The sequence below is a fragment of the Chryseobacterium endophyticum genome (genome assembly GCF_056333165.1).
Genome location: NZ_JBWGXE010000001.1, coordinates 920,607 through 932,623, shown reverse-complemented (window position 1 = coordinate 932,623; position 12,017 = coordinate 920,607). Strand labels below are relative to the sequence as shown.

The 12,017-nt window shown below is 37.4% G+C and carries 15 protein-coding genes and 1 tRNA gene; 3 read left to right on the top strand and 13 right to left on the bottom strand.

Going from position 1 to position 12,017, the window contains the following annotated elements; genetic code table 11:
* Positions 1 to 228 precede the first annotated feature (228 nt).
* The 7 genes from AC0N32_RS04515 to greA form a co-directional block, all read right to left on the bottom strand.
* Positions 229 to 302, bottom strand: a tRNA-Met gene (locus AC0N32_RS04515).
* Between the two features lie 44 nt (positions 303 to 346).
* A complete protein-coding gene (locus AC0N32_RS04510; RefSeq protein WP_476392654.1) occupies positions 347 to 1,633 on the bottom strand; it encodes a peroxiredoxin family protein in 1,287 nt (428 codons plus the stop codon).
* 60 nt (positions 1,634 to 1,693) lie between these two features.
* On the bottom strand, positions 1,694 to 1,921 hold the full coding sequence (locus AC0N32_RS04505) for a signal peptidase (protein WP_476392653.1): 228 nt from the start codon (positions 1,919 to 1,921) through the stop codon (positions 1,694 to 1,696).
* 5 nt (positions 1,922 to 1,926) lie between these two features.
* Positions 1,927 to 3,906, bottom strand: a complete 1,980-nt coding sequence (locus AC0N32_RS04500; RefSeq protein ID WP_476392652.1) for a T9SS type A sorting domain-containing protein — start codon at positions 3,904 to 3,906, stop codon at positions 1,927 to 1,929.
* A gap of 75 nt (positions 3,907 to 3,981) precedes the next feature.
* On the bottom strand, positions 3,982 to 5,169 hold the full coding sequence (clpX, locus tag AC0N32_RS04495) for an ATP-dependent Clp protease ATP-binding subunit ClpX (protein WP_476392651.1): 1,188 nt from the start codon (positions 5,167 to 5,169) through the stop codon (positions 3,982 to 3,984).
* A gap of 61 nt (positions 5,170 to 5,230) precedes the next feature.
* Positions 5,231 to 5,620 (bottom strand): HIT family protein, encoded by a 390-nt coding sequence (locus AC0N32_RS04490; RefSeq protein ID WP_476392650.1) that lies wholly within the window; start codon positions 5,618 to 5,620, stop codon positions 5,231 to 5,233.
* A gap of 33 nt (positions 5,621 to 5,653) precedes the next feature.
* Positions 5,654 to 6,124, bottom strand: a complete 471-nt coding sequence (greA, locus tag AC0N32_RS04485) for a transcription elongation factor GreA (RefSeq protein WP_476392649.1) — start codon at positions 6,122 to 6,124, stop codon at positions 5,654 to 5,656.
* Between the two features lie 109 nt (positions 6,125 to 6,233).
* Here greA and AC0N32_RS04480 point away from each other — a divergent pair, with 109 nt between their 5' ends.
* From AC0N32_RS04480 to AC0N32_RS04470, 3 genes are read left to right on the top strand one after another with little or no spacing between them, the layout of a single operon-like run.
* On the top strand, positions 6,234 to 6,686 hold the full coding sequence (locus AC0N32_RS04480; RefSeq protein WP_476392648.1) for a hypothetical protein: 453 nt from the start codon (positions 6,234 to 6,236) through the stop codon (positions 6,684 to 6,686).
* On the top strand, positions 6,687 to 7,136 hold the full coding sequence (gene dtd, locus AC0N32_RS04475) for a D-aminoacyl-tRNA deacylase (RefSeq protein WP_476392647.1): 450 nt from the start codon (positions 6,687 to 6,689) through the stop codon (positions 7,134 to 7,136).
* 29 nt (positions 7,137 to 7,165) lie between these two features.
* Positions 7,166 to 7,849, top strand: coding sequence for an FKBP-type peptidyl-prolyl cis-trans isomerase N-terminal domain-containing protein (locus tag AC0N32_RS04470; RefSeq protein WP_476392646.1), 684 nt, complete (start codon positions 7,166 to 7,168; stop codon positions 7,847 to 7,849).
* 72 nt (positions 7,850 to 7,921) lie between these two features.
* Here AC0N32_RS04470 and AC0N32_RS04465 read toward each other — a convergent pair whose 3' ends face one another.
* From AC0N32_RS04465 to AC0N32_RS04440, 6 genes are all read right to left on the bottom strand, one after another.
* Positions 7,922 to 8,434, bottom strand: coding sequence for a hypothetical protein (locus AC0N32_RS04465; RefSeq protein ID WP_476392645.1), 513 nt, complete (start codon positions 8,432 to 8,434; stop codon positions 7,922 to 7,924).
* Positions 8,435 to 8,486: 52 nt separating this feature from the next.
* Positions 8,487 to 9,026: a hypothetical protein gene (locus AC0N32_RS04460; RefSeq protein WP_476392644.1), complete on the bottom strand. Its 540-nt coding sequence runs from the start codon at positions 9,024 to 9,026 to the stop codon at positions 8,487 to 8,489.
* A gap of 134 nt (positions 9,027 to 9,160) precedes the next feature.
* Positions 9,161 to 10,531, bottom strand: coding sequence for a DUF4153 domain-containing protein (locus tag AC0N32_RS04455; RefSeq protein WP_476392643.1), 1,371 nt, complete (start codon positions 10,529 to 10,531; stop codon positions 9,161 to 9,163).
* 144 nt (positions 10,532 to 10,675) lie between these two features.
* Entirely contained in the window at positions 10,676 to 10,849 is a 174-nt protein-coding gene (locus AC0N32_RS04450) for a hypothetical protein (protein WP_476392642.1), read from the bottom strand.
* 3 nt (positions 10,850 to 10,852) lie between these two features.
* Positions 10,853 to 11,338, bottom strand: coding sequence for a Coq4 family protein (locus AC0N32_RS04445; RefSeq protein ID WP_476392641.1), 486 nt, complete (start codon positions 11,336 to 11,338; stop codon positions 10,853 to 10,855).
* A gap of 356 nt (positions 11,339 to 11,694) precedes the next feature.
* Positions 11,695 to 11,985 carry a hypothetical protein gene (locus tag AC0N32_RS04440; RefSeq protein WP_476392640.1) on the bottom strand — a complete coding sequence of 97 codons (291 nt, stop codon included), beginning with the start codon at positions 11,983 to 11,985 and terminating at the stop codon, positions 11,695 to 11,697.
* Positions 11,986 to 12,017: the final 32 nt, after the last annotated feature.

Sequence of the window (12,017 nt, the reverse complement as noted above, 5' to 3'; positions counted from 1 at the left end):
AAAGGAAACGCAGAAATCGTAACCCAGGACCTCAGACTTATTGAAAGATTCTTCTATCAAATGAGAAAACTGCTGGGGTACCAAAGTTGATCATACGAAAAGTAGCGTTTTTTGCTTTGGCATTTTTGTGTTAGTAAAGATAATAATTCACAAAAATGAAAATATACTTTTTGCATTCTATATCCTATAAAATAAAAGTCTGTAAGAAATTTCTTACAGACTTTTTTGTAGCGAAGACGGGAATTGAACCCGTGACCTCAGGGTTATGAATCCTGCGCTCTAACCAACTGAGCTACCTCGCCGTTTTGGTGGTGCAAATATAGAAAATATTTACAAGTAACCAAAATTATTTTAGCTTAAAATATTCCAAAACATCTCCTACATGTTCTGGCTTACTGATAATCTTATTGTTAGCATCCAAAATAAAATAAGTTGGTGTTGCATGAACATTATACATATCGGCATAGCTGCTGTTCCATCCTCTTAATTCAGTATCATTCACCCATGGAAACGCACTGATCTTTTTGGTATAAGAATCTTTATCTACATCCAATGACAAACCGACAACCTGAATATTTTGTGCTTTCAAATCATTATATTTTGCCAGAAGCTGTGGAAGCTCACTCTCACAGTGTGAACATGTAGACGACCAGAATACAATTATTTTCTTATCTGCTTTTATATCGTGAAGGGTTTTAGCGGTGGTATTGACCGGAGACTGGAATTTGTAATTAGGGAAAACGGCGCCCGTTTCAACATTAGCATTCGATTTCAGAGTAGAGGCCAATCGGTCGGTGATTGTACACTTAAGGTTTTTAGCCAGACTCAGGTATTTATCTTTAAAATCCTGCATGTCGTACACGTCAAAAATATCGATCAGCTCAGAAAGAACGGTCTGTCCTCTTGGCGTTTCAACCTTAAGCCGGTCGAGAAGCTTGTCTACCGATGTGCTGACATTGGTATTTCCTCCGGAGTTGAGGTAAGACACAAGAACCGGTCTCAATAATGATGATGTCTCAAGCATATCATTAGATTTATCAATAAAATTAATAATATCTTCCTGGCTCACTTTTTTCGAAGTGTCATTAGAAAGAAATTTACTGTAATTTGTATTGTAATAATAGATGAAAGGATGCTTTGCCTGATCAATACCTTCAGAACTTCCGCTTAGCCTGTTGATTTCGGTTCTAAGTGCTTTGCCAAAATCCGTATTGTCTTTATAATATTCTTTGATCTGAGCAAGTGCCGGGAGTATAAGCTCTTTTTTCTGAGAGCCTTCCTGAAATTTACTCATAAGATCATTGGCTTCGTCAAGGTAGATAATGTCCTTAATTTTATTAGTCTGAGTATCAAGTTTTACACTGACATTTTTATTTTCGGAAATAAAATTAAAAGTATTGTTTGACGCAGGGAAATAAACTTTCATCATTCCCATATAGTTTTTCGGATATTTAAAAGTCCAGGTATTGTTCTTACTCTGTTCCTTGGAAAAGATTATATCTTTGGAACCATTTAAAATATATAGAATGGCATCCTGATCTTTAAAATCAGCAGGCGCCTGAATGGTAACGGTAAACTGTGCGTGTAATGAAAATGCGGCGATTGCAGCCGTTAAAGTAAAAATCTTTTTCATAAGGTAAAAATAAAAAAACTCTCCGAGTAATCAGAGAGTTTAATATTATTTTAATAAAAATTATATTTTTTTAGGTGCATACTTTTTACTGAAAAAAATTATTAACAGACCTGCAATAACAGCAAGCATATACACATACATATCAACAGGTGAGGACTGTACCCCTGGTCCCACAATCCCTTTAGCACTTGAATTGGAATTAGGCGGCGGGACTTTATCCTGAGCATTAATTATGAGTTGAAATCCGAGTAGAAAAAAAACAGGAATAAATTTATTTATCGCTTTCATATTTATTATTTTAAGATTTTGGCAGTAACGACTTCTCCTTTTTCGGAAACAACCTTTACTAAATAAGCATTTTTAATTTTATTATCCAGTTCAATGACAAAATCTGTTGAAGCATCCACAGCTTTTTTAGTGATAACCAGCTTACCGCTCATATCATAAACATCAATATCTGCTTTTTTCCAGTTAGGATCAAATCTTACGATGTAATTCGTGATCGCTGGGTTATAAACGACCATAGTTCGAGAAGGAGTAGATACAGATGTATCAGCTGTTGACAATACAATATTGCTAGGTTCTCCATAATAAAGATCAAATTCAGCGGTATTCGCAGGAATAACAGCCCCCTGAACAGCCTGCTGAACAGTTCCATTCTGAGGCTTATAATAAAACCCTATTCCTGAAGATAAGGCATGCGTTCCGTTGCTTACTGGGTTGGCATTTTCTCTGATCTCGAATTTATAAGATTTTATCTTATTGAGGTCATAATTAACCATCTTAATATTTTTTCCTGTGAAATTATTCTCATTTGCCTCATTAATATATAGCCAGTACTGGCCAGAGTAATTGGTATCATAACCTCCTGCAGGAGCTTCTTCGAATGTACCTAAAAGATCGGTGCTGCTGGCTTTTACCTGTGTTAATGCTTGAGAAACAGAATGCCCTGTGGTACCGTTAGGATACACTACATAATATGTCCTTGCTACTTCATTACCATCGGCATCAAGACCAATTACTCCTAATTGTTTTACTGTATTATTTAATGTATTTCTACTGGCAGTAACATTGTAAGTCGTTCCTGCACTTCTGCTATAATAATTGAATCTTCTAAGATTTGCAAAATTAATCTTATTATCATTTGGATTAACAACAGTATTGCTGGTAAGTTTAATAACAAAAGTTCCTAGCGGTCTTACCATTACATAATTGACATCACCCGTTGGCACGCCAGATGTAAATGTAATATATTTATACGCGCCAGATCCACTTGCAAATGTTCCTCCGGATGTACTTTGTACAGCACCAGCGGAAACTTCAAGCCTTACCCCTTGAATTGTTTTCAAGTTTACTCCATCACCATTTGTATCGTCTATAGCAATTTGTGATAAGTCGAGGTTTGTTAAGAACGGATTTGCGTATTGATACATATATCGTCCGTAGGTTCCGGACCAAGGTGTTGTCACAAAATCATCCTGAAGATAAGTATAGTACTTTTCATGATATTGATTTTCAGCATTACCATTGGTTCCAAAATTTACTGTGGCACCTGCACCTTGAAGCGTAATCACATCGCCCTCGCTTAAAGGCCGCCCTTTTATTGTTCTGGTAACACTCAAATCGAGATTGGCACCTCCCAACATATAGTAAGCTATACTGGGATATTGAGGGCTTCCTATATAAGAAGATGGACTGACACTCATGGGAACAACAGTGGTATTGTTAACCATGAGAATATCATTCTGAGAATGTCTGTTATTGTCGAATGTCTTACCGAGTTCCGCACTTAAGCTACCTACTCTTTTATAATAGAAAGGCAACCCTATTTGTTGATAAGTACCATGTTTAATGGCCCTAAACTCCTGATCGACAATACCTAAAATTTGTTCCTGAGGAATCCCGTTAATATAAAGCTGTCCATAAGTATAGCTGGGCGCTACCTGGGAATCATTAACGTTGTAGGTTGCGTAATAATCGGGTTCATTCAATTTATTAACGAAATTTCCGCCTCCGTTCGCTTCTGTTTTGTCAGCCGGAGGTGTCGACATATCAATAGTTTTAAAATAATCGCTGGAAGTTCCTTCAATCATAAAATTACCATGATTTTCAATCGTACCGTTGCCTTTCATCTGTAAGCCTCCGCCGGTATAAAACAGAGTTCCTTTACTTACATATGTAACGGCCGTATTATCTACGTGTACTAATATATTCTGCGCCTGAACAGAATAACCAGCTGCTATTAAGCCAATAGCAAATAAATTTTTTCTCATTGTATGTATTATTTGTGTGTTATACAATATTTCAATTGCAAAGTTATATTTTTTTCATTAAAAAACAAAAATATTTTATTTATTAACAAAAATGTTATCCTCCGTTAATACGATTTCCTTTTCTTCACCGATAGAAAACATGTAATCTTCGAGAACTTTTTCAGTTGTCCCTCTCAGTCCTCTGGCTCCTAATCCTTTCTCGATAGTTTCTTCCACGATCTTTTCGATGGCTTCGTCTGTAAAAACCAGGTTTGTTCCGTCCATTTTAAACAGCTCGATGAATTGGTTTACAATAGAATTTTTAGGCTCTTTCATAATCCTGATCATTGTTTCTTTGGTAAGTTTATCAAGATAAGTGATAATCGGGAATCTTCCCAAAAGCTCGGGGATCAATCCAAAGGAACGAAGGTCAATAGCGTTGATATTTGTTAAAACATATTCCTCCTCACCTGTTTTGTTAATCTTTTCGGCACTGAAACCAATAGCCTGCTTGTTCATTCTTCTTTCAATGATTTCTTTAATCCCATCGAAAGCCCCACCTGCGATGAAAAGAATGTTCTGCGTATTTACCTGGATGTATTTCTGATCCGGATGCTTTCTTCCTCCCTGTGGTGGTACATTCACGATACTTCCTTCAAGAAGCTTTAATAAACCCTGCTGCACACCTTCTCCGGAAACATCCCTGGTAATGCTTGGGTTATCCGATTTTCTGGCGATTTTATCAATTTCATCAATAAAGACAATTCCTCTTTCAGCTTTTTCCACATCGTAATCTGCAACCATCAGAAGTCTTGACAGGATACTTTCAACGTCTTCTCCCACATATCCGGCTTCCGTTAAAATAGTAGCATCTACAATGCAGAAAGGAACATTAAGCTCGCGAGCAATAGTCTTTGCCAGTAAGGTTTTCCCGGTTCCGGTCTCGCCGATCATGATGATATTCGATTTCTCAAGCTCTACTTCACGGTTTTCGTTCTGGGCATGGAGTAATCTTTTGTAATGGTTATAAACAGCGATGGACAATTGTTTTTTCGCCTGGTCCTGTCCGATGACATACTGATCCAGAAATTCTTTGATCTCTTTTGGTTTCTTCAGTTCTTCCATATTTTCTGCAGGTGAAAATCCCGGCTTTGCCGAGCTGTCTTTTACGATAGCGTGAGCCTGCTCAATACAGTTTTCACAAATAAAACCATTCTGACCGGAAATCAGCATCTGCACTTCATTTCTCTTTCTTCCGCAGAAAGAACACTGGTTTGAATTCATTTTTATATCAGATATAAGTATAGATTAAATAAACTCGTAAAATTTACGAGTTTATCATATTTTAAGCATTAATGATTGAATTTTGAATTTCAGTATATTCTTCATTTGAAAGCTTTAATCTTTCATTTTTGAAATTCATATCTTCTACTTTGTTTAAAGGAATTAAATGGATATGGGCATGAGGCACCTCCAGCCCTACCACGGCTACTCCGACCCGTACACAAGGGATGGCCTTTTTAATTTTTTTGGACACTTCCTGAGCAAATCCCCAAAGGTTTTTATATTCCTCACTTTCCAGATCAAAAATAAGATCTACCTCTTTTTTGGGAACGACCAGCGTATGGCCTTTTACCAGAGGCATGGCATCCAGAAAAGCGATAAAATTTTCATTTTCGGCGATGATATATGAGGGAATTTCGCCATTGATGATCTTTGTAAATATGGTGCTCATTTTTTCTAAATATTTAAAGTTAGAAATCCGGTACTACAAACTAATATCCAGTACTTCGAAGGAAAGTTTATTTCCGTTAGGCAGCGTGATATCAGCCGTTTCGCCTACGACCTTCCCGAGAAGACCTTTTGCGATAGGAGTATTTACTGAAATTTTCCCTGCCTTAAGGTCGCTCTCATTATCAGGAACCAGGGTAAAAACCTGCTCCTGCTTTGTTGCATTATTTTTCAGCTTTACGGTCGTAAGAATGGAAACTTTTGAGGTATCAAGCTGGCTTTCATCAATGATTTTTGACGTCGCAATGATATCCTTCAGCTTCGAAATCCTCATTTCCAGCATTCCCTGCGCTTCTTTGGCGGCATCATACTCTGCATTTTCAGACAAATCTCCCTTGTCTCTTGCCTCTGCAATCTGCTGGGTAATTTTTGGTCGCTCTATTGTTTCCAACTGTTCCAGCTCAGCTTTCATTTTGTCTAATCCCTCCTTTGTAACATAGCTTGCCATAATTTTCAAAATTTAGTTTTAGTATAAAAAAATAATCCGACATTTGCCGGACAATGTTTTCGAGTTGTAATCGTTTAATTTCTACAAATATATAAAAATTTAAATTGAAATGAAAAAAACTTTTTCAATATTATCTATAATAACATTATTGATTGTCAGTGTTTTAGCCATAAAATCCTGTGGAAGCAGAGAAGACACGGTGAGTTGTTTCCCCAGTAACCCTATCAATGTGACTCTTAACCTTAATCTTCCCGCATATTATGCTCTGAATCAGGTGGGAGGATGGGTTTATATTAATGAACAACAGTCCGGAACAAGAGGGCTTATCGTAGTGAGGGCTTCCGATACGACTTTTAAAGTATATGATCGTAATGCACCGCATATCTGCCCCGATAACAATACAACATTAGAAGTAAAGGATAATATAAGGGTGGTTTGTCCGAAGGATAATGCCCAATGGATTTTATTGACAGGACAGCCTACTGCCGTAGCCAATGTTCCTCCTAAAACATATCTTTACAATTATGACCCGGCAGGGAAAATTTTAAATATTTATTACTAAATGAAAGTCGTCATCCAAAGAGTTTCGGAATCCCACGTAAAAGTAAACGGAAAAACTGTCGGAGAAATCGGAAAAGGCCTTATGCTTCTGATTGGAATTGATGAAAATGATACTGAGACCGATGCCGATTGGCTTGTGCAGAAAATTTTAAATTTAAGAATTTTCGGGGATGAAAACGGAAAACTCAATCTTTCCGTAAAGGACATTAAAGGAGAAATCCTTTGCATCAGCCAGTTTACCCTGATTGCGGATTACAAAAAAGGAAACAGGCCGTCTTTCATCAAAGCCGCAAAACCGGAGAAAGCGGTTCCGCTTTTTGATTATTTTAAACAAGAAATCTCAAAATCCGGATTAAAAACCGAAAGCGGAATTTTCGGAGCCGACATGAAAGTTTCATTAATAAATGACGGACCCGTAACAATCGTGATGGATTCTGTAATAAAATATTAAATTTGCACCGAATTTTTAATTAACAAAAAATGAAAAAAACATTCATTACTTTGCTTATTCTTTCGGGAATCAGCGCTACTTATGCTCAGAAAACCTATACGGAAGATCAGAAAGCTTCCTATTACATCGGTCTTGACATCGCACAGAATATGAAAAGACAGGGCTTTGCCGTAGATCCCGATTTGCTTGCCCAGGCCATGAAAGACGAATTCGGTGACAAGCCGAAATTATTCCCCAAAGAAGAAATGAGCAATTTCATGCAGGGATTCATGCAGAAGCAGAACGAAAAAAGAATGGCTGTCGAAAAAGCCAAAGCGGAAGAAAACAAAAAGAAAGGCAACGAATTTCTTGCGAAAAACAAGCTTAACAAAAATATAAAAACAACAGCAAGCGGCCTGCAGTATGAAGTACTGAAAGAAGGCGACGGAAAAGCAAAACCAACTGCAACAAGCATCGTAACCGTCATCTACGCCGGAAAACTGATGGACGGAACTGTTTTCGATTCCACAGAAAAGAATGGTGGAAAACCTGCTGAGCTCAGTCTTTCAGGCGTTATCAAAGGCTGGACAGAAGGAATACAGCTGATGAGCAAAGGGGCAAAATACAGATTTTATCTGCCTGCTGACCTAGCTTACGGAGATAATGGAGCCGGAAATGTAATCCCTCCGGGGTCCACGTTGATTTTTGATGTTGAGCTGGTCGATTTCAAGTAAATATTACCGATAAAAATAAAAACGTCTTTCATCGCTGAAAGACGTTTTTTCAAATAAACTTTTATAAAAAAACTAATTCGCAGGAATACTGCTGAAATTAAGTGAAACTCTAAGGTTCATGTCCGAACTGGTCTGATTTTTCAGTTCATAAACCGTTCTTACCGTAACGCCCGTACTTTTAACAACTTCATCCAGAAAACCTGAATTTTCAAGATCAAGGGTCAGACTTGAGGCATCGGTAGAGAGATTGGATCTGGAAGCCACCAGCCTTTCTCCTGTTCCGCTGGATGAAATATATACTTTTATGGATTTAAAAGCACTTAAATTCCCTCCTGACGGCGACACCACGGAAACTTTAGCTTCCGAGATTCTCACATCTTTTATCTTTGCATTATTATTACCTCCAAACCAGGTCTGCACATTTGATGCTGTTGCAGTAGAAGAAACCTCTTTATCTGCAGGAACGCCGGTTGAAATCAAAACATTAGCGGTATAAGGAAATGTATTCTGAACCAACGACTGCACGGTGCCGCAACTTACCAAAGCCACTGAGGCCACTGCCGCTGTCAAAAATATATTTTTCATAATGATAAATTTTAAAATTTTGGAAGCAGAAACTATACCAAATTGTTAAAAATTATTCTATACTTACCGTAAAGCTGCCCTTCGTATTTCCTGAGGCCATGTTGCTTTTCCCGATGATCAGCCAAACCTCCCCTTTATCTTTGAGCGTATAGGTAAGGTCTCTCCCAAAAGGCCCGTCGTAATCGCCGTTGGGCAATTTGATCTGGTTAAAGCGGATATTGAAATCCTTTTCTTTTGTAGATATTTTTGCCTTTATTTCCGGATTCGCAAAATCGGTGATTTTGAGAACAAGCTCCTGGTTATCTTTGGTAAATTCCTCGCCTAATGTTATTGGAAGATGTTCACCATCTACCGTTCTGACAATCTGCCCGTCCTTTACTTCCCTCATCACCCCTGTCCGAAGAACTTCTTTGGTTTTCGGAGCGTTATTGATGATGGAATCTTTCATTCTTAATGCTGCCGAATCATCATTTTCCTTTTGTACAGGCTGCTCTACGGAAGCCAGCGAATCTGTATGTTGTGTATCAGAGGTTTTCGATTCTTTTTTACATGATATAATAACCAAAGGAATGAGCAATAAGATTTTTTTCATAATAATGACTTTAATTGTATGTTCTAAACTATAGGCGGTTAATGATGCCAAAATTATTCCATTAAGTCCATTATAACCTTAAAATAAAATTAGATTTTAAATAGATTAATTTTTACTCATTAAATTTTCCTTTGCTACTTTATGGTCTGATAATACAGGGCTCTGGACAATATTTTCTCATTTCTGTACATTACTGCTTTATTCAGGATCGATTTTCTGAGACTTTCATCATGAGTTTTTGCAGCATAGTCCAACAACTGCCTGTCATTAAAATTGATGGTTGTTTCATAATAATTCAGGACAAAATCTTTGCGTTTCATATTTTGGGAAGTAATCATGCCACCCCAGTTGATGTAGCTGCAGATAAGGACTATTCCGTATATGCACCACACCATTGAATTGAATAAAAAAATATTCCTTTTCTGCTTTTGAATTTTAATGAAAGTCATGGACAATCCGACCAGTGCTAAAATCAAAAATGCATAAACGCCCAGTCTTTTGTAGGTAAATCCGTAGCTGGTTATGTATTCCGAATTTTTCAACATGGCCGAAATTACCAACACCGCATTCAGGAAAATCCAGATTTTTGCTAAATTTTTCATAAGGCCTGCTTTAGGATCAAAATTAAAGCTTGATTTAAAATAAAACATAATGACCAGAATCGACATGACTATTGAAATGATTACGGCATTTACCCTTTCATGAGTTTCTTCAGAAAGCTGCACAGGGGTTTTTACCGATTCATAAAACTGTTCGTAATTGTAAGTGATGATAAAAAATACCAGCAAAATATTCAGGGCCAGAAGGGAAATCATGCCGCTCATTCTTTCTGTATCGAGATCAAAAAAAGAATAGGTAGGTTTCAGTACTTTATCCTTTTCATTGAAGTCATTATCTAAACTAGAGTTGGTTTTATAAATTAACCTTTCGACAACATGATTCCAGTACGTAAAAGCAATAAAAATACCTAAGGTGGCAATGGCAATAAACTGCCAGAAGTTAATGTCAAATTCAATATCTTTAAAAAGACCGGCAAAATGGTCACTTCCGACAGAGTAAACCCCAAAGAAAACAGAGATCAACAGCAACGGGACGAAGATCAATGCAAATGCTTTTTGCCAAAATCCTGTTATTTTTTTCTTGGGAAGCCATTGGTCAAAACTGAAAAACCTGCACAAAAAAGTAGAAAAGTTAGTAACCATAACGGGAATTAGCAGCAGGATTTTCATTCTCCTATTCCTTGAGCGGTAGCCCAACAAAATCACCGAACTGACCACAGCCAGAAACGAAGGAAAATCCCCGTACCAGGCAAATGCACCGCTGGAAAGAATACTTGTTATAAAAAGGAAAATAAAGGTTTTGGTCCTGTTTCTCTCCGGAGTTTTGAAAAAAGTTAGAACCGCGTAGATCAATCCGATGATTCCGAGGTTCAGCCCGATATTCTGATTGTAAAAGAGAATAATAAAAAGGATAGTCGTAAGAAATATATAATGATGTGTTTTCATAATAGTTTATTTTTAAAATTAAAAATTGCAGCAGTTGATGACCGCCAGGAAATAAATGATACTGATCGGGATGTGCAGCAGCATGAGGACGGCAGCATTTCCGTGCGGCTTATTGTCGGCAATATTGGAGATGAAAAATGTGAGCTAATAAAAGAATACGATGACATTAATGACAGCAGCTGCCAGAACATAATAGAATCCGATCGTTAACAGCCATTCACTTCTGGTGAGGAGATAGCTTATCAGGAGGAACGTTCCCAAAGTGAACGAAAGATAAAACGCGGTCTTTCCTTCAGTACTGAATCTGATACTTCCCATAATTTAATGTAAAACAGTGGTATTTTTCTGTTGGATAAAATCTTTTAAATGGTCGAAATTTTGCCAGAGCAGCCCTTCAAAATCCCAGTGGTGAAAAGTCCGCATGCTCTTTCCTTTCCGATACGCCCTGATGTAGATCCTGAAATATTCCGGCAGAATGAGGCTTCCCAACACGATGGCTGCCAGAAGGTGGGCATTGAGCTTTCCGTTCCCCAACAGGAGAAACTGCATAGCAATTTCATCCTCAAAATGGGTTCCGCAGCCAGTGATCAGATGATGGACATCATGATTTTCCATTTTCGGGATCATGCTGAAGCCATGTTTCTCATAAAATTCGCCGAGTTTCCGGCCCAGGGAATCTTCCTGAAATTCCAGCAGCTGTTTTTCCGTAAACTGCCACTGCCTTTTCTTTTTCTTAAAATATTTCCGGTAAAGTTTCTGGGTTTTATCGTAAACGAAAAGCAGAAAGCGGACGCGTAGTTTTTTCATAGTTTATAAAGTTTAAGTTAAGGATAGGATCAGAAAAAGGAAAAAGAGAACCGGAAAATTGAATAGCAGCAATATCATGGAATTTCTGAATTCGGTTCTGTTTTCAGGAAAAATGAAGATAAATGCAAAAAGCAACAGTACTAAAAACACATTGATAATCAGATTAATTCCAGATAAAAAGATTAATATCATTACTGTATCATCGTCTGTTTTCAGTACCATTAATAGTATAATCAAAATACCGATCAACCAGCTTGCACAGAAATATATTAATGTAATTCTGTTATATTTAAACTCTTTCATCATGTCTAAGTTTGAATACTGTAATTTCCGGACGCACCATAAAAATTCATGTTTTAGCTTCCCGCGAAAGGGGTTCCGAAAATTCCTACGGCCAATTCGATCCATATCAGCGCTAATATTAAAAGAATAACAAAGCAGATAATGAATTTAGAACGAAGTGCCTTCTTTGATCTGATGACCAGATTGATAAAAAAAGCGGTCCCGAAGAGCAGTACTCCTGCAATGATGAAATCAAACGGCGACCAGTTCCACCCTTCCACGAATAAGTTTCCAAAAAAAGCAGTAACGGTCAGCAATGCCGGTATGGCAAAAATAATGGCTGTTTTCTGTTTGTCTAAAATCATAATTTTAATTTTTATCCATTAAAAGTACTTTG

Excerpts from the sequence above, each read along its gene's own strand:
- AC0N32_RS04510 (WP_476392654.1), bottom strand. The coding sequence starts at position 1,633 with ATGAAAAAGATTTTTACTTTAACGGCTGCAATCGCCGCATTTTCATTA.
- AC0N32_RS04505 (WP_476392653.1), bottom strand. The coding sequence starts at position 1,921 with ATGAAAGCGATAAATAAATTTATTCCTGTTTTTTTTCTACTCGGATTT.
- AC0N32_RS04500 (WP_476392652.1), bottom strand. The coding sequence starts at position 3,906 with ATGAGAAAAAATTTATTTGCTATTGGCTTAATAGCAGCTGGTTATTCT.
- clpX (WP_476392651.1), bottom strand. The coding sequence starts at position 5,169 with ATGAATTCAAACCAGTGTTCTTTCTGCGGAAGAAAGAGAAATGAAGTG.
- AC0N32_RS04490 (WP_476392650.1), bottom strand. The coding sequence starts at position 5,620 with ATGAGCACCATATTTACAAAGATCATCAATGGCGAAATTCCCTCATAT.
- greA (WP_476392649.1), bottom strand. The coding sequence starts at position 6,124 with ATGGCAAGCTATGTTACAAAGGAGGGATTAGACAAAATGAAAGCTGAG.
- AC0N32_RS04480 (WP_476392648.1), top strand. The coding sequence starts at position 6,234 with ATGAAAAAAACTTTTTCAATATTATCTATAATAACATTATTGATTGTC.
- dtd (WP_476392647.1), top strand. The coding sequence starts at position 6,687 with ATGAAAGTCGTCATCCAAAGAGTTTCGGAATCCCACGTAAAAGTAAAC.
- AC0N32_RS04470 (WP_476392646.1), top strand. The coding sequence starts at position 7,166 with ATGAAAAAAACATTCATTACTTTGCTTATTCTTTCGGGAATCAGCGCT.
- AC0N32_RS04465 (WP_476392645.1), bottom strand. The coding sequence starts at position 8,434 with ATGAAAAATATATTTTTGACAGCGGCAGTGGCCTCAGTGGCTTTGGTA.
- AC0N32_RS04460 (WP_476392644.1), bottom strand. The coding sequence starts at position 9,026 with ATGAAAAAAATCTTATTGCTCATTCCTTTGGTTATTATATCATGTAAA.
- AC0N32_RS04455 (WP_476392643.1), bottom strand. The coding sequence starts at position 10,531 with ATGAAAACACATCATTATATATTTCTTACGACTATCCTTTTTATTATT.
- AC0N32_RS04450 (WP_476392642.1), bottom strand. The coding sequence starts at position 10,849 with ATGGGAAGTATCAGATTCAGTACTGAAGGAAAGACCGCGTTTTATCTT.
- AC0N32_RS04445 (WP_476392641.1), bottom strand. The coding sequence starts at position 11,338 with ATGAAAAAACTACGCGTCCGCTTTCTGCTTTTCGTTTACGATAAAACC.
- AC0N32_RS04440 (WP_476392640.1), bottom strand. The coding sequence starts at position 11,985 with ATGATTTTAGACAAACAGAAAACAGCCATTATTTTTGCCATACCGGCA.